Origin of the sequence: Burkholderia sp. AU45274 (assembly GCF_030482505.1) — a bacterium.
In the GTDB taxonomy this organism is placed as follows: domain Bacteria; phylum Pseudomonadota; class Gammaproteobacteria; order Burkholderiales; family Burkholderiaceae; genus Burkholderia.
Genome location: NZ_JAUJQE010000011.1, coordinates 52,367 through 66,944, shown reverse-complemented (window position 1 = coordinate 66,944; position 14,578 = coordinate 52,367). Strand labels below are relative to the sequence as shown.

The 14,578-nt window shown below is 66.1% G+C and carries 14 protein-coding genes; 5 read left to right on the top strand and 9 right to left on the bottom strand.

All coding sequences use genetic code 11. The annotated features are described in order from the left end of the window. Positions 1-44: 44 nt before the first annotated feature. A complete protein-coding gene (locus tag QZM35_RS30425; protein ID WP_006408082.1) occupies positions 45-530 on the bottom strand; it encodes an Lrp/AsnC family transcriptional regulator in 486 nt (161 codons plus the stop codon). A gap of 139 nt (positions 531-669) precedes the next feature. Here QZM35_RS30425 and phhA point away from each other — a divergent pair, with 139 nt between their 5' ends. Both phhA and QZM35_RS30415 read left to right on the top strand, forming a co-directional pair. Further along, positions 670-1,563 carry a phenylalanine 4-monooxygenase gene (gene phhA / locus QZM35_RS30420; RefSeq protein WP_301777394.1) on the top strand — a complete coding sequence of 298 codons (894 nt, stop codon included), beginning with the start codon at positions 670-672 and terminating at the stop codon, positions 1,561-1,563. A gap of 175 nt (positions 1,564-1,738) precedes the next feature. Then, positions 1,739-2,047 carry a 4a-hydroxytetrahydrobiopterin dehydratase gene (locus QZM35_RS30415; protein WP_089424290.1) on the top strand — a complete coding sequence of 103 codons (309 nt, stop codon included), beginning with the start codon at positions 1,739-1,741 and terminating at the stop codon, positions 2,045-2,047. A gap of 92 nt (positions 2,048-2,139) precedes the next feature. On the opposite strand, the gene QZM35_RS30410 is transcribed toward QZM35_RS30415, so the two are convergent. After that, complete coding sequence (locus QZM35_RS30410) at positions 2,140-2,370, bottom strand: DUF3717 domain-containing protein (RefSeq protein WP_039351485.1); 231 nt, start codon at positions 2,368-2,370, stop codon at positions 2,140-2,142. A gap of 122 nt (positions 2,371-2,492) precedes the next feature. Between QZM35_RS30410 and QZM35_RS30405 the strand changes: the two genes are divergently transcribed. Next, complete coding sequence (locus QZM35_RS30405) at positions 2,493-3,185, top strand: response regulator transcription factor (protein ID WP_006401494.1); 693 nt, start codon at positions 2,493-2,495, stop codon at positions 3,183-3,185. A gap of 118 nt (positions 3,186-3,303) precedes the next feature. Further along, positions 3,304-4,788 (top strand): sensor histidine kinase, encoded by a 1,485-nt coding sequence (locus tag QZM35_RS30400; protein WP_089424135.1) that lies wholly within the window; start codon positions 3,304-3,306, stop codon positions 4,786-4,788. Between the two features lie 136 nt (positions 4,789-4,924). Here the strand turns inward: QZM35_RS30400 and QZM35_RS30395 are convergent, their stop codons facing one another. The 7 genes from QZM35_RS30395 to mnmC form a co-directional block, all read right to left on the bottom strand. After that, entirely contained in the window at positions 4,925-5,455 is a 531-nt protein-coding gene (locus QZM35_RS30395) for an SET domain-containing protein (protein ID WP_089424134.1), read from the bottom strand. Between the two features lie 180 nt (positions 5,456-5,635). Then, a complete protein-coding gene (locus tag QZM35_RS30390; RefSeq protein WP_089493803.1) occupies positions 5,636-6,748 on the bottom strand; it encodes an NADH:flavin oxidoreductase/NADH oxidase in 1,113 nt (370 codons plus the stop codon). A 215-nt stretch (positions 6,749-6,963) separates the two neighbouring features. Beyond that, on the bottom strand, positions 6,964-7,674 hold the full coding sequence (locus QZM35_RS30385; RefSeq protein ID WP_301777393.1) for a glutamine amidotransferase: 711 nt from the start codon (positions 7,672-7,674) through the stop codon (positions 6,964-6,966). Between the two features lie 28 nt (positions 7,675-7,702). After that, complete coding sequence (locus QZM35_RS30380; protein ID WP_027788730.1) at positions 7,703-8,341, bottom strand: MarR family winged helix-turn-helix transcriptional regulator; 639 nt, start codon at positions 8,339-8,341, stop codon at positions 7,703-7,705. Between the two features lie 508 nt (positions 8,342-8,849). Beyond that, entirely contained in the window at positions 8,850-9,965 is a 1,116-nt protein-coding gene (locus QZM35_RS30375) for a YbdK family carboxylate-amine ligase (protein WP_006490006.1), read from the bottom strand. 14 nt (positions 9,966-9,979) lie between these two features. Further along, positions 9,980-11,194, bottom strand: a complete 1,215-nt coding sequence (locus QZM35_RS30370; protein ID WP_089424132.1) for a cation:proton antiporter — start codon at positions 11,192-11,194, stop codon at positions 9,980-9,982. 671 nt (positions 11,195-11,865) lie between these two features. Then, on the bottom strand, positions 11,866-13,812 hold the full coding sequence (mnmC, locus tag QZM35_RS30365) for a bifunctional tRNA (5-methylaminomethyl-2-thiouridine)(34)-methyltransferase MnmD/FAD-dependent 5-carboxymethylaminomethyl-2-thiouridine(34) oxidoreductase MnmC (protein WP_301777392.1): 1,947 nt from the start codon (positions 13,810-13,812) through the stop codon (positions 11,866-11,868). 388 nt (positions 13,813-14,200) lie between these two features. Between mnmC and QZM35_RS30360 the strand changes: the two genes are divergently transcribed. After that, a complete protein-coding gene (locus QZM35_RS30360) occupies positions 14,201-14,479 on the top strand; it encodes an HU family DNA-binding protein (RefSeq protein ID WP_006401505.1) in 279 nt (92 codons plus the stop codon). Positions 14,480-14,578: the final 99 nt, after the last annotated feature.

Below are 14,578 nucleotides of genomic sequence, written 5' to 3'. Positions count from 1 at the left end.
GCAACCCGCGCCGCCTTAACCCTTGCCGCCGCGCGGTGGCCGCGTCAGGCGGCGCCGGGCGCCAGGTGCGCGAGCGGTAGCGCGCCGTTGCGCTTGAAGGTCGTCAGCACGATGTTCGAGCGCACGCTGTCGACACCCGGCACGCGCATCAGCTTCTTCATCACGAACTGCGACAGCGCGTTCAGGTCGGGCGCGACGATCCGCAGCAGGTAGTCGGCATCGCCCACCACCGCATGGCATTCGAGCACTTCGGGCAGCACGTCGATCTGCTGCTGGAACTGCTCGATGATCGAGTCGCCGTGGTGCTTGAGCTTGAGGCTCGTGAACGCGGTGACGCCGAGCCCGAGTTTTTCGGGGCGCAACATCACGCGGTAGCCTTCGATCACGCCGGCCGCCTCGAGCCGCTGCAGCCGCCGGCCGATCTGCGACGGCGACAGCGGCACCTCCTCGCCGAGCTGCTGATGCGTCGCGCGGCCGAAGCGCTGCAGCACGTCCAGCAGCGCGAGATCGAAGTGATCGAGTTCCAGCATGAGCATTCTCCGCATTGATTCGTGATTTGATGCGCGATTATCGCATCATCGAGCGAATCAACGCCAACTATGCGCCCATTCCGCGCGCAGCCCGCTCTACACTTGCATGGTTCCCAACCGCCACGTGCAGAGCCAGATCATGTCCACCGTCGTCACCGCGAAACTGCAGGAGCAGTTCGATGCGGGCCTCGAAACCCGCGCCGATTTCACCATCGACCAGCCGCTCGCGCGTTACGGCCAGGTCGACCACGCGGTGTGGAAGCAGCTCTATGCACGCCAGTCGGCGCTGCTGCGCGGGCGCGCCTGCGACGCATTCGTCGTGGGGCTCGGGAAAATCGACCTGCCGGCCGATCGCGTGCCGTCGTTCGCCGACGTGAACCGACAGTTGAAGCCGGCAACGGGCTGGCAGATCGTCGCGGTGCCGGGCCTCGTGCCCGACCGCGTGTTCTTCGAGCATCTCGCGAACCGGCGCTTCCCCGTCACCTGGTGGATGCGCCGTCCCGACCAGCTCGACTACCTGCAGGAACCCGACTGCTTTCACGACTTGTTCGGCCACGTGCCGCTGCTGATCGACCCAGTGTTCGCCGACTACATGCAGGCGTACGGCCGCACCGCGCTCGCGGTCGCCGACGATGAAGCGGCGCTGGCGCGCCTCGCGCGGCTCTACTGGTATACGGTGGAATTCGGGCTGATCCGCGATGCGCGCGGCACGAACGGGCTGTCGATCTATGGCGCCGGGATCGTGTCGAGCAAGGGCGAAAGCCTGTACAGCCTCGAAAGCGCGGCGCCGAACCGGCTCGGCTTCGACCTCGAGCGCGTGATGCGCACGAAGTACCGGATCGACACGTTCCAGAAGACCTACTTCGTGATCGACGATTTCGCGCAGCTGTTTGCGCTCGCCGACGTCGACGGCCGTGCGCTGGCCGCCCGCCTGGCGGCGCTGCCCGAGTTCGCGGCCGGCGCGGTGCTCGAGACCGATCGCGTGCTGCATCGCGGCACGGGCGACGGCTGGCCCGACGACGCGGACGCGTGACGCTCGAGGGGGCCGGAACCAGCCTCTGCCGGCCTCCCGATCGCCTTCCCCGGATACCCGTCGCCGGTCGCCCGTCCCCGGATGCCCGTCCCACAACTATGAAACAATGACCGATGCCGGCTTCGCCGCGCGGCGCAGCCGCGCGCGGGCGCCGTTACCGACCGAGAGGTGCAAGATGATCCACAAGCTCACATCAGAAGAACGCAAGACCCGGCTCGAAGGCCTGCCGCTCTGGACGGCCGTACCGGGCCGCGATGCGATCCAGCGCAGCCTGCGCTTCGCCGATTTCAACGAAGCATTCGGCTTCATGACGCGCGTCGCGATCAAGGCGCAGGAAATGAACCACCATCCGGAATGGTTCAACGTGTACAACCGCGTCGACATCACGCTGTCGACCCACGATGCCGACGGCCTGACCGATCGCGACATCGAACTGGCGCTGTTCATCGACCGTGCCGGCGCGCACGCGCAACCGGCCGCCTGAGGCCTTCCTCTACCGCCGCGCGTCTTTCGATGCGCGGCGCGTCAACTTTTCATTTCGATGAACGTTTTCTAGGATGTAGTCAGCGAAAGCCTTCAGCTTTCCAAGCCATCCTTAAGGCGCACGTAAGTCTCGTACGCATTCCGTGCCTTGGGGTCCAATCCTTCCAGTTGTAGCGCGCTTTCGCGCTGTACAATCAGCAGCGCATACGGCTTGGAGAGCGCGCTGGCCTCTTCGCAGAGTTTGAGTTCGTCGCCGCTCGACGGCGAGCGGGCGCGCCAGAAATTGATCGCGGCTTCTAGGTCGTTGATCGAAATATCGGACATGTTTGGATTTAATCGTTCGCTGGCCGCCATGCTTGATGTCAGGTGTTGCGGCGCCCCTGTGGAAACGGCGTCGTGCTGTCCGCGTGCCTGAACCGCCAACCCATTGTACTTGAGCGAACTTCATGCGACTCCTTCTGATCGAAGACGACCGCCCCATCGCACGCGGTATCCAGAGCAGCCTCGAGCAGGCTGGCTTCACCGTCGACATGGTGCATGACGGCATCTTTGCCGAACAGGCGCTGGCACAGAACCGCCACGAACTCGTGATCCTCGACCTCGGCCTGCCGGGCATCGACGGGATGACGCTGCTCACGCGCTTCCGCCAGACCAACCGCCACACGCCCGTCATCGTGCTGACCGCACGCGACGAGCTGAACGACCGGATCCAGGGCCTGAACTCCGGCGCCGACGACTACATGCTCAAGCCGTTCGAGCCGGCCGAGCTCGAAGCGCGCATCCGCGCGGTGATGCGCCGCAGCGGCCCGCACAGCGACATGCCGCGTCCGGAAGTGTCGCTGGGTGGCGTCCGCCTGTCGGGCGTCGACCGTCGCATCTTCAACGACGACAAGCCGCTCGAACTGTCGCCGCGTGAATTCGCGGTGCTCGAGATGCTGCTGCTGCGTCACGGCCGCGTCGTCAGCAAGGCCCAGCTGCAGGATCACCTCACGCACTTCGGCGGCGATCTCGGCGACACCGCGATCGAAGTCTACGTCCACCGCGTGCGCAAGAAACTCGAGCAGTGCCGTGTCGAAATCGTCACGGTGCGCGGCTTCGGCTACCTGCTGCAGGAAATCCGCCAGACGGCGAGCGTCTGAGCGGCACCGCACGCCGGGCGGCCGCGTGCCGCCCGCGTGTGCGCGCTGCTCCGCGTCGCCGCCCGGCGCACGACCGCGCCGCTCCTCGTGAGCGGCGCTTATCCATTTGCCCGTCGAAATGTCTCCTGATCCGGCTGTGACCACCAGCCTGCGCCGCTCGCTGCTTCGGCGCCTCGCCGCCCCGCTGTCGATGCTCGCGCTGATGAGCGGCCTGATCGCCTACTGGCTCGCGTGGCAATACACGCAGCACGTGATCGACCGCTCGCTCGCCGATCTCGCGACCGCCATCTCCAAACAGATCCAGATCGCCGGCCCCGACGCGCCGTTCACGGTGCCGCCGCTCGCGCAGGCGATGTTCTCCGATCCCGCCGAAGCACTGATCTACCGGATCAGCGACGGCGAACAGGAACTCGCTGGCGATCCGAAGCTGCCGCTGCAGGGGATCAACGTGCGCCGCATGCATCACGCGTACGTGTTCGAGGCCGAATACGACAACCGCGCGGTGCGGGTGGCGCAGGTGCGCGTCGACGACGTCGAAGGCGGCAAGCCGATGGTCGTCGAGGTCGCGCAGCCGGTGCGGCACCGCTACCGGATCGCGGCCGAATTCCTCGTCGCGATCATGATGCCGCTGCTGCTGCTGCTGCTCGCGGGCTGGGGCATCGTGTGGCGCGTCGTCAACCAGCAGCTCGGCCCGCTCACGCACCTGGCCGATTCGCTGAACCGGCAGACCCACACGTCGCTGGAACCGGTCGACGAAACCGAGGTGCCGCTGGAAATCCGGCCGCTGACGAGTGCGATGAACGCGCTGCTCGGCCGCCTGAAGACCGCGCTCGACGCGCAGCGCAAGTTCATCGCCGATGCCGCGCACCAGTTGCGCACGCCGCTCACGGCCGTGAAGCTGCACGCGGAGCAGGCAGCCGTCGCGCGCGACCCGCACCAGACCTTCGCCGCGGTGCGCGAACTGCGCGCGGCTGCCGACCGCGCGGTGCGGCTGTCCAACCAGTTGCTGTCACTCGCCCGGGCGGAGCCAGGCGAACAGGCCGCGCGATTCGTCGACGTCGACCTCGCGGCGATGGCGTTCGAGACGGGTGCCGAGTGGGTGCCGCGCGCGCTTGCGTCGCACGTCGACCTCGGCTTCCAGCGCACCGACGATCCGGGTGACGACGAGAAGCTGGTCGTGCGCGGCAACCCCGTGCTGTTGCGCGAGGTGATCGCAAACCTGCTCGACAATGCGCTGAAGTACGTCCCGCTCGCGCGGCCGGACGGCGCACGGATCACGGTGAACGTTGCGCGCGGCGCACTCGAGGACGGCCAGCCGGCCGCCGAGATCGTCGTCGAGGACAACGGCCCCGGCGTGCCCGCCAATCAGCAGGCCGACCTGTTCAAGCGCTTCTTCCGCGGCGACGCGCAAAGCGGCAACGGCGTCGAGACGGGCGCCGGGCTCGGCCTCGCGATCGTGCACGACATCATCGCGATGCACGGCGGCACCGTCTCGTACGAGGATGCATCGGAAGGCGGCTCGCGCTTCGTGGTGAGGGTGCCGCTGGTTGCGCACACCGAGAAGCCGGCCAGCGAAACACCGGCCGCCGCGTCGACGCACTAAGGATCTGAGGGACTCGCGGCGTGCGGCCGCCGAGCGGGCCGCACGCCGGATGAGGAAGGCGGAAAACACGGCTGCGCGACGCGCGCAGCCATCCGCTGAAACAACAACGGCAGCGCACGATGCGCCGCCGCCTGCGTCACTTCTTGCTTTTCTTGTCCTTCGACCGGGACTCGGACTTGCCGTCCTTCTTGTCCTTCTTCTTTTTCTTCTTGCCGCCCTCGTCGGACGTCGCGAGCAGCGTGCCGCGGCACGACGCCGCGCCGCAATGGCACGCGTACTCGCGCTTGAGCGTCTTCGTCAGCTTCGCGTCGATCACGAGGCCGTAGTCGTAGAACAGTTCCTCTTCCGGCCCGATGTCGCGCAGCGCGTGGATGTACACGCGGCCTTTGACTTCCTCGGCTTCGCAGTTCGGCGCGCACGAGTGATTGATCCAGCGCGCGCTGTTGCCGTCGATCTTGCCGTCGATCACCCCGCCCTCATCCAGTGCGAAGTAGAACGTATGGTTCGGTTCGCTCGGGTCGTGCGGGTGGCGGCGCAGCGCCTCCTTCCACGAAATTCGTTCGCCCTTGTATTCCACTACGCGCTCGCCGGCCTTGATCGGCGCCACGGCGAACACGCCCTTGCCGTGTACTCCCGAGCGGCGCACCGCGATCCTGCGTGAACTCATCGAACGAATCCTTGTGAAGACGACTTGAATGGAAGACGGCCGTGGTCACGGCCTGGCGTCGCGCAAAACGAAAACGCGGCACCGGTGGGTGCCGCGTCGGGGCATGCGGCGAATCACCCGCATCCTACACGTTCACGATTGCTTCGTTCAACATCACACGCAATATTGGGCGCGCGGTGCTCAACGCTGGCCGAATGCGATGTCGCCGAACAACGCCTTGTGCTCGCGCGGCTGCGAGCGCCAGTATTGCGGCGGCGCCGTCACCTGCGCGCCGAGCTCGGCCGCCGCATGCCACGGCCAGCGCGGGTCGTACAGCATCGCACGCGCCATCGCGACGAAATCGGCATCGCCTGCCTCGATGAGCCGGTTCGCATGCGCGGGCTCGTTGATCAGGCCGACGGCGATCGTCGGCATGCCGACCGCGCGCTTCACCGCCTGCGCGAACGGCACCTGGTAGCCGGGCGACAGCGGAATCTTCTGCAGCGGCGACACGCCGCCGGACGACACGTCGATCCAGTCGCAGCCGCGGCGCTTCAGCTCGTGCGCGAACGCGATCGTATCGTCGAGCTCCCAGCCGCCTTCGACCCAGTCGGTCGCGGACACGCGCACACCGACCGGCCGATCCTCTGGAAACGCCGCGCGCACGATCTCGAAGATCTCGAGCGGAAAGCGCATGCGGTTTTCGAGCGAGCCGCCGTATTCGTCGGTGCGCTGGTTCGCGAGTGGCGAAAGGAACTGGTGCAGCAGGTAGCCGTGGGCCGCGTGCACCTCGATCGCGTCGATGCCGAGCCGTGCGGCCCGCTTCGCCGACGCCGCGAACGCTTCGCGGATCCGGTTCAGGCCCGCAGCATCCAGTGCGAGCGGCGGCGTCTCGCCATCCTTGTGCGGCACGGCCGACGGCGCGTGCGGCAACCAGCCGCCGTCGGCGACGGACACGAGCTGACCGCCCTGCCACGGCACGTTGCTCGACGCCTTGCGCCCCGCATGCGACAACTGCATCGCGATGCGGACCGGCGAATGCTTGCGGATCGCGGCCAGCACGGGCTTCAGCGCGGCTTCGGTCGCGTCGTCCCAGAGGCCGAGGTCGCCATGCGTGATGCGCCCGTCGGGTTCCACCGCGGTCGCCTCGATGCAGAGCAGCCCCGCGCCCGACAGCGCGAGATGGCCGAGGTGAATCATGTGCCAGTCGGTCGCCTCGCCGCGTTCGGCTGAATACTGGCACATCGGGGAGATCACGATCCGGTTCGGAAGGGTCACGCCACGCAGCGTGAACGGGGAAAACAGCGCAGTCATGGAAGCCGCTCGCCAGGAAGGGAAAGAGCGAACGAGCGTAGCACGCAGGCGGCCAGCGTGCAGATGGCGCGTCCGGCAGTAAGCGGATGGTCAGGTACGGCACGCGGCAGGTGGCCGGCAATGGAGATAAGGCGGCGCATACGGCGATGCGCCGGCCTGCAACGCATGCGGGCCGGGCATCCTGTTCGCGGCCAGCGGCGGCGCCGCTGGCGGCGTCAGAGTCCGACGCTGTCGAGCCACTCCGCGAACATGCGTCGCGCGGCCGCCTCGAGCGCGGGGCCGTGCTGCACGGTATCGGCGCGCAACTGGCACGCGTCGATGCCGGGCGTCGCCGCGATTTCGCCGGCGTTCGCGATCAGCCACGGTTCGAAACGGTCGGTGCGGATTTCCGGATGGCATTGCAGCGCCAGCACGTGCTGGCCCCATGCGAATGCCTGGTGACGGCAGGCCGCGGTCGAGGCGAGATGAATCGCCCCGCCCGGCAGGTCGAACGTGTCGCCATGCCAGTGCAGCATCGACGTCGCCGCACCATCGAGATGGCGCAGCGGCGATGCGCGGCCGGCATCGGTGAGCGTCAGCGGCGTCCAGCCGAGTTCGTGCTGGGCAGCCGGATAGACGCGCGCGCCGAGCGCCCGGGCGATGAACTGCGAACCGAGACAGATCCCGAGGATCGGCAACCCGGCGTCGATGCGCTTGCGCACGAGCGCCGCGAGCGGCGCGATCGTCGGATATTGCGCATCGTCGTACACGCTGATCGGCCCGCCGAGCACGACGAGCAGCGACGGCTCGAGCACGTCGAGCACCTCGACCCGCGACGACCCGACGTCGACGTAGCGCACCCGCCGGCCCCGTTCGCCGAGCACCTGCTCGAAGCTCCCGAGGTCCTCGAAATGCACGTGGCGGATCGCCACGACTTCAGCGTTCATCATCGGCCTCCCGGTCGATCGACGGACGTCAGCCGGCGAAAATCTTCCAGGTCTTCTTCTGCGTCGCCGCGTCGGCCTCTTCCTGCACCGAGCAGTCGAGACGCAGATCGCTGTCGGACATCGAGATGTCGAGCGCCGCGCAGTGATGCACGGTCTTCTTCGACAGCTTGCCCGGCTGGAAGTGAGCGCACGTCAGGCACATGCGCTGCGGCGGCGTCGCACCGGCCACCTGCAGTTCGCGCAGCGTCTTCAGCAGCGCGCGATACAGTGCGCCCTGCTCGTCCGCGCCGAGCTTGCCGACCGCTTTCGTCAGGAATTCAGGCCATTGCAGCGCCTTCTTCGCGGCCGTCCGGCCACGGGCCGACAGGCGCACGGCCAGTGCGCGGCCGTCGTCCAGCGCACGGCGCTTCTCGACGAGACCCTTCGTTTCGAGCGTGCTCACCGCATCGCTCGTGGTCGCCGCGGTCAGTTGCGTCTCGCGCGCGATCTCGCCGAGCCGCATCGGGCCCTTGCGCTGCAGCAGCAGCACGAGAATCTCGCCCTGCGTCGGCGTGAGGCCTGCGCCTTCCGCCCAATCCCATGCCTGGCTTCGCATGGCCGTACTCAACCGCAGCAGGCTGTGGGTCACACGTCCCGAAGCCTGATTCCCGTAAACGCCTTCGCTCATAGTCTTTTCGCTTTGCCGCCGCCCGGTTTGCCGAGCGGCCGTAGTGTGGAGATCGAATGTCTATCTCAAAACAGACATGCTCTTGCGAGTATGTCAGCACGGCCGTCGCGAGGGCACACGCGGCGGTCGCGTTCGCGGCGACCGGTAAGACACTCGACGTTCCGGTGTCCGCAAAGCCGACATTCTAAGCGAGAGCGGAAAATCGCACAGCTAAGTTATCCCCTTCATTCTGTGGAAAATCACTGGATAACCAAGATTTTTCGTTGTGCCAGCAATGTCGAACGACCGCCAAACGGTGCGCAACGGCATTTTCCTGTTCGGATCGGCCATCGGGCCCACCGCAATGATCCACCGGGTTATCCCGTGCACAGATCGTTGACTTTGCAGCGGAATATCCTGTTATCCACAGATTTTCGGGACAACCGGCAACGATTTCGGCGGCAATCGGGGCCGCCGGTCATTCAGTGAATCGCGACTCGGTCGACCCCGTAATCTGCAAAACATTTTTTCACTCGCGCCAACGTAAGCACTGCTGGCGGACCGTCTCATTGAGCGATTTTTCCTGTTTGAAAACGGTTCTCAACCACGATGCGTCGTTCACGCGCGCCTTGGCGAGCGCGCCGATCTCGTCGAGCGCCGCGCGCGAACCGAGCGCGGCCGCATGCGGTGCGATCCGGTCGAGCGTGTCGAGGATGTCTTCGGCGATCGTGCGGCGCTCACCCGTCTGAGGATTCACGCAGGTGCCCTCGAGCCCGAAGCGGCACGCCTCGAAACGGTTGAACGTGTAGACGAGGTAGTCGTCCTCGGACAGCTTCAGCGGCCGGTCGGTCAGCAGGTAGCGCGCGAGCGTCTGGATGTAGCAGGCGATCGCCGCCGCGCGGTCGACCGACAGCGGCGTGTCCATCACGCGCACCTCGATCGTCCCGTAGCCGGGCTTCGGCCGGATGTCCCAGTAGAAGTCCTTCATCGAGTTGACGACGCCGGTGTTCACCATCTTCGTGAAGTACTCCTCGAAGCTGTCCCAGGTCAGCACGAACGGCGCGCGTCCCGACAGCGGGAACGCGAACACCGAATTCAGGCGTGCCGAATGGAAGCCGGTGTCGACGTTCTGCACGAACGGCGACGACGCGGACAGCGCGATGAAGTGCGGAATGAAGCGCGACATCGAGTGCAGCAGGAACAACGCGCTGTCGGGATCGGGGCAGCCGATGTGCACGTGCTGGCCGAACACGGTGAACTGCTTGGCGAGATAACCGTACAGCTCGGAGATGTACTGGAAGCGCGGCGCATCGTAGATCTGCCGGTCGCTCCATTGCTGGAACGCATGCGTGCCGCCGCCGGCCAGCCCGACGTTGAGCTGGTCGGCCGCCTTCACCAGCACGTCGCGGATCGCATGCAGCTCGCTCACCGCCTGCTCGTGCGAATGGCAGATGCCGGTCGACAGCTCGATCATGCTCTCGGTGATTTCCGGCGTGATGTTGCCCGGGAAGGTCTCGCCCTGGATCAGGCGCATCAGGTCGGAGGCCGCTTTGGTCAGGTCGTAGTTGTGCGTGTTGACGACCTGGATCTCCAGTTCGACGCCGAACGTAAACGGCTCGGAATTGACGAAGGTTTCGAGTGCCATGGCAGGTTCCGGAATCAGTTGCCGTCGCTGCGTTCACCGACCGCCGACAGGCAGCGGTACACGATGAACGGGCTGACGAGCTGCAGGATCACGATCGTGCACATCACGATCGCGCGCAGGTGCGGGTCGAAATTCGGATAGAGCTGGTAGGTGTCGTCGACGAGCAGGTACGACAGCGCGGACATCGGCGTGAGCGCGATTCCGAGCGCGACGCCCTGCTTCATGCCGATGCCGCTCGGCTTCGCGAACGCGACGACGCCGGCCAGCTTCGCAACGAGCCGCGTGACGATCAGCACGATCGCGAGCAGCCCGCCGAGCGCGATGTCGCCCCACGTGAACGACGTGAGCGTGAGCACGAACAGCGTCACCGTCAGCAGCCAGCCGGCCGTGCCGAAGTGCTCGGGCCACAGTTGCGGGCGCGCCTCGAGGTTCTTCACGATGATGCCGGCGAGCAGCAGCGTGAGCAGCGTCGACAGCTTCAGCGCCTGGGCGACGGCGATCGCGAGCATCACGAGCCCGAACAACGCGACGAACGAATGCTCGTCGCGCATCGTCGCGGTCATGTGGCGGAACAGGTAGTTGCACGAACGCGCGACGACATACGCGACGATGAACGAACCCGCGAGCAGGTAGAGCGGCTGCAGGATCGTCGCGAAAACGTTGCCGTACGCTTCCTGGTGGAGCCAGCTCGTCACGAGCTTGGTCAGCACGATCGCATAGACGCTGTTGAGCGCGGTGAGCGTGATGAGGCGTTGCGACACCTGCCCTTCCGCGCGCAGTTCGGTCTTCAGCTGGATCACCATCGACGGCGACGTCGCGATCGCGATCGCCGACAGCACCAACGCGACCATCCCCGACACACCGAGCGCAAGCATCACGAACAGCACCAGCACGAACGTCAGCGTGGCTTCGGCGAGGCTCGACGCGACGAGCCACGGATTGCGCCGGATCCAGCGCAGGTCGAGACGGCTGCCGAGCTCGAACAGCAAGAGGCCGAGCGCGACGTCGATCAGCAACCGCGAAGTTTCGTCGGTGCTTGCATCGATCACGCCGAAGCCGAACGACCCGGCGATGAGACCGATCACCGCATAGCCGGTGATGCGAGGCAGACGCCATGCGCGATAGCAAAGCTCGCCACACAGGCCGGCCGCGAACAACGCGAGCCCGGCCCAGAACACGGCATCCGGCGTAAGCGGCCAGTTGGGCAGGAATGAGAACGCCGACTTCATCGTGGTGACTTCTCCTTTGGAAGCGACCGCCAGCGACACGGGGTCAAGCGTCAGAAATGGATGCGCGCCGGCTGGGTATCGCCCCGAATGTGATTGTTGTGTCGACGACGGCGGGACATGGGATCCGCCTTTTCCACCACAGGGCGGAAAGTCGTTCAGGTTGCCGATCTGGATTGTCGGCCTGGTGTGTGAACGGACTGCGCAGTCTCGATGATTCAGATTCGAAATCGTGCCGACCGTTCCATTGAAGCATGTCCGGCGCCTGGCCGGATGAACGCGAAGGAAACCGATTGTGCCACAGCTTTTTCGGTCTGGAACCCATTGAATCGACTCGCGGCGCTGTGCGGTACCGCAGGTCTTTGGTTTCAAAGGTTTACTTGTATATATACGTAGTAGAAGTTAACAAAGGGCGCACAGTTCTGTGGATAACTTCGGTTTACGTCGACAGATCAAGGCGTTGCAGAACCCATAACCCGTTGCACAGGCTGTTCGCGCACAGAGGTTTGAGTTGAGCAACTTTCGGGCCGCCTCACAGCTGTGCCGAGTTGCCCAGTTTACGTCCACTGTGATTACACACGAAGTGCGCGTGGATTTCGCGCGGTTATCCACAGCGTCGAGTGGATAACCTTGCGCGAAAAAATCGGGAAACTGTGAGCAGCTTGGGTGAACGGTCAGCCGGGCGGGCCGACGCGGCGCGCGCGCAACGCGCGGATCAGGAAGCGTGCAGGGTCGACGGCATCGGCAAGTTCGCGCTCGAGCGGCCAAGGCTCGCCTTCGAGTTGCGACGCGATCAATTCGGCGCCGAGCGCCGCCCATACGAGGCCGCGCGAGCCGAAGCCGAATGCGCCGTAGAGCCCGGGCATGCGCGGCAGGTCGCGTGCCTGCGCACCGCTCAGCGCGCGGGCATTGGCGATGGCGCCTGCTTCGTCCGCGAGCGGGCCGAGCAGCGGCAGGCGGTCGCCGACGACCCAGCGGAACGCAACGCGGCCGCGCAGTGTGTCGGGGTCCGGCAGGTCGCCGATCAGGCCCGGTAGCAGATGCCGTACGCGCTCGATGTTTTCGAGGTGGCCGGCCGCGCGCATCGCGGGATCGACGTCGTCGGGTTCGAACGTCGCGCCGATCAGCAGCGTGCCGTCGTCGAGCGGCACCGCGTAACCGTCGCCGATCGTCGGGCACGGCAGCGGGGCCGTGCTGCCCGCCGGCAGCAACGTGAGCTGGCCGCGCACCGGCTGCAGCGCGACATGGTGCAGCCCGGCGAGCCGCGCGGCGTCGCCGGCATTCGCGAGCACGACGACGGGCGCTTCGGCCAGCGTGCTGCCCGCATCGTCGAGTGCATGCCATGCGTCGCCCCGCCGTTCGAGCTTGGCAACGCGGGTGGAAGCGAGCAAGCGTACGTGTTCGCCGGCCGCCGCATATTGGGCCGCGCACAGCCCGGCCGGCCAGACGGCGCCGCCGTGCGGAAACAGCAGGCCGCCCTGCGCGACCGGCAGGTTCAGATGCGTGCGCGCGGCCTCGACGTCGAGCAGCGAGACATAGTCGGACGGCGCACCGAACGCATCGAATGCCTCGCGCATCCGCTCGAAGTCGCCGGCCGATTCGGCGAGATGGATCATCCCGTGCGTGCTGCGCGCGAATGCGTGACCAGCACGTTCGAGTGCCTGCCAGCGTGCGAGCGCGTGCAGGAAGCCGCCGCGCGTGAGCCGGCTCGCGACGTTGTCGTCGCGTGTCATCAGCGGATGGAATACACCGGCCGGATTGCCCGACGCGTCGCTCGCGATCCGGTCATGTCGCTCGATCAGCGTGACTTCCCAGTCGCGCGCGGCCAGGCGTTCGACGACCGCGCAGCCCGCCAGCCCCGCGCCGATCACGATCGCACGGCGCGTCGCAACGGGCAGTGCGAGCGGCGGCTCGTGCCGGCGCGCGCGCCAGCGCGGCGCATATTCGCCGACGAGCAGATCGTCGACCTCGCGATACGTGAAACCCGATTTGACGAGGGCGTGTTTCAACGCGTCAGAACTCGCATGCGCTGCAAAGGTGGCGTGTTCCCCGGCGATTTTCGACAGCGCGCGGATCACGTCGGCCGATTGGAGATCCGCGTCGTTCGATGCCGCGAAGCGGTCGAGACAGAACGCGTCGGCGCGCGCGACGATCTTCCCCAGCATGTCGATCGCATCGCCGAACGCCAGCGTGAGCACCACGCGTCCTTCGTCGAATTCGAGCCGATGAAGGCCCGGCACGCGCATCGGCCACGCGTCGGCAAGGGCATCGACATCCGCCGATATGGTTGTGTCCGCAACGATATACGAAGCGGCGAGGCGCAGGTCGTCTCGTGCGAACGGATGCGGTTCGACTGCGACGAAATGCAGCCGCTCGCAGCGCGCGGGATCGTCGCGCCAGGCGGCCCAGGCCGCGAGAAAGCTGCCGCCCGCGCCGAATCCGGTCGCCACGATCGTGAACGTGCGGCGGCCCTGCCAGCGTGCCGGCAGCCCATTGCCCGCGACGAACACGCGATGCGCGAGCGCGCCTGATGCGCCGCGATGGAGATCGCCGAACTCGGGCGAGACGAGCGTGCCGTCGTCGCGGCGCGCGAGCGTGGCGGGAACAAGTCGGTCGGTCATGCGAAACAAAAAACGTGGCAGCCAAGCCTGGCAAGGGATTGCGCGGGGCCGTCCGACCGGTCGTTGGAAAAAGCCAACGGCGCGGCGCACGGGCGGACCGCGCTGCGTATCCTGTCCGGTTGGCGCTGGTCAAAAAACGGGCAGTCGATGATTCATTCGGCGAAATACCGATGAAAATCTTTGAAACCCTTGTCGTTATTGGGTTTGCGCTGCGCTATCATAGCAACGCCGTACCGCGGGGTGGCCACCGGCTCACCGGAGGGCGCGTCGCGCGGGCCAGGATTCGGCGCTGTGTCGTCGGAGTCTGACTCTCGACGGCACGGTTCGCGCACGTATAATCGGCGCGTTCGCGCTGTTCGTGTCAACCTAACCTGATAAAGGAACCTTAATGAACAAACAGGAACTGATCGACGCCGTCGCCGCCCAAACGGGCGCCAGCAAGGCTCAAACCGGCGAAACGCTGGACACGCTGCTCGAAGTCATCAAGAAGGCCGTGTCGAAGGGTGATGCGGTTCAGCTGATCGGCTTCGGCAGCTTCGGTTCGGGCAAGCGCGCAGCACGTACGGGCCGCAACCCGAAGACCGGCGAAACCATCAAGATCCCGGCAGCCAAGACGGTCAAGTTCACGGCTGGCAAGGCGTTCAAGGACGCCGTCAACAAGCGTTAAACCAGCGCCTGTTCCAAGAAAAACCCGCCTTTCGGCGGGTTTTTTGTTGGGCGCGCGCAGCATTTTCGCCACAGTCCGCGCCCCTCTTGCAAGATTTAA

Bases quoted from the DNA above. Each gene is read 5' to 3' on its own strand.
- QZM35_RS30380 (WP_027788730.1), bottom strand. From the start codon at position 8,341: ATGAGCGAAGGCGTTTACGGGAATCAGGCTTCGGGACGTGTGACCCAC.
- QZM35_RS30395 (WP_089424134.1), bottom strand. From the start codon at position 5,455: ATGAGTTCACGCAGGATCGCGGTGCGCCGCTCGGGAGTACACGGCAAG.
- phhA (WP_301777394.1), top strand. From the start codon at position 670: ATGTCCACCGTCGTCACCGCGAAACTGCAGGAGCAGTTCGATGCGGGC.
- QZM35_RS30385 (WP_301777393.1), bottom strand. From the start codon at position 7,674: ATGAACGCTGAAGTCGTGGCGATCCGCCACGTGCATTTCGAGGACCTC.
- QZM35_RS30410 (WP_039351485.1), bottom strand. From the start codon at position 2,370: ATGTCCGATATTTCGATCAACGACCTAGAAGCCGCGATCAATTTCTGG.
- QZM35_RS30415 (WP_089424290.1), top strand. From the start codon at position 1,739: ATGATCCACAAGCTCACATCAGAAGAACGCAAGACCCGGCTCGAAGGC.
- QZM35_RS30390 (WP_089493803.1), bottom strand. From the start codon at position 6,748: ATGACTGCGCTGTTTTCCCCGTTCACGCTGCGTGGCGTGACCCTTCCG.
- mnmC (WP_301777392.1), bottom strand. From the start codon at position 13,812: ATGACCGACCGACTTGTTCCCGCCACGCTCGCGCGCCGCGACGACGGC.
- QZM35_RS30360 (WP_006401505.1), top strand. From the start codon at position 14,201: ATGAACAAACAGGAACTGATCGACGCCGTCGCCGCCCAAACGGGCGCC.
- QZM35_RS30370 (WP_089424132.1), bottom strand. From the start codon at position 11,194: ATGAAGTCGGCGTTCTCATTCCTGCCCAACTGGCCGCTTACGCCGGAT.
- QZM35_RS30400 (WP_089424135.1), top strand. From the start codon at position 3,304: ATGTCTCCTGATCCGGCTGTGACCACCAGCCTGCGCCGCTCGCTGCTT.
- QZM35_RS30425 (WP_006408082.1), bottom strand. From the start codon at position 530: ATGCTGGAACTCGATCACTTCGATCTCGCGCTGCTGGACGTGCTGCAG.
- QZM35_RS30375 (WP_006490006.1), bottom strand. From the start codon at position 9,965: ATGGCACTCGAAACCTTCGTCAATTCCGAGCCGTTTACGTTCGGCGTC.
- QZM35_RS30405 (WP_006401494.1), top strand. From the start codon at position 2,493: ATGCGACTCCTTCTGATCGAAGACGACCGCCCCATCGCACGCGGTATC.